The 800-nt window shown below is 36.9% G+C and carries 1 pseudogene; it reads left to right on the top strand.

Annotation, left to right across the window (positions count from 1 at the left end):
• Positions 1-301, top strand: a pseudogene (locus ACS8FD_RS19170) (3-deoxy-7-phosphoheptulonate synthase); the annotation flags it as partial.
• Positions 302-800: the final 499 nt, after the last annotated feature.

Here is an 800-nt window from a genome sequence, read left to right as displayed (position 1 = left end):
AAAAGGTAAAACCAACAGCAAAATTATGATTGACTCAAGTCATGCAAATTCAGGCAAAGACCCATATTTACAGCCTATGGTCATTCAAAATGTCGCAGAGCAAATTCAAAAAGGCAACAAGTCTATCATTGGCATGATGATTGAAAGCCATCTCAAAGGCGGCAACCAAAAACTGACAGCGGACTTAAGTCAGCTTGAGTATGGTAAATCTATCACCGATGGTTGTCTCGATTGGGATAGTACCGTCACTGCTATACATAATCTACGCGATATGGTTAAAGACATTTTGCCCAATCGCTAATTAATAACCGTTTATAAAAAACATCAGGCCCATCTTGTGCTATCAATAAAGTGCTAGATGGGCTTTTTGGTTGTCATATTTCATATTGGTTTGTATTAGTTCGTGGTTATGTTTCTTTATCCTTTTGGTTTCGCTTGTTTTTTGGCTTCTTTCGCCTTTTTTGCTTCTCTACGCTCCTCTTCAAGTTGTTTTAATAGGCGTAGTCCTTTTTTCTATGGGCATGAATCAAGGCAAGCTCATTAGATATTTTCTCTTTACTGCCATCTTCTTCTACAAATTTTAGTTCCAGCTTTTTTTCAGGCTTGCTCAGCTTTTTGAGGGCTTGCTTTAAGTATTTTATCTTCTCTTTACGTTTTCAACCTCCATATATTCGTCTACCATTTTTATTATTTTTTTAGCTTTCATGATTTATAACCCCTTGTTCTTTGGTTTGGCGAACAGCAATAGCATCAGCGTTTTTTTGCTTATCAAGCATTAAGCTTTGGATGTAGTATGAGCC

The organism is Psychrobacter sp. 1U2, assembly GCF_051847575.1.
Note: the sequence above shows the minus strand (reverse complement) of the source record. Positions and strands in the feature narration are given on the sequence as shown.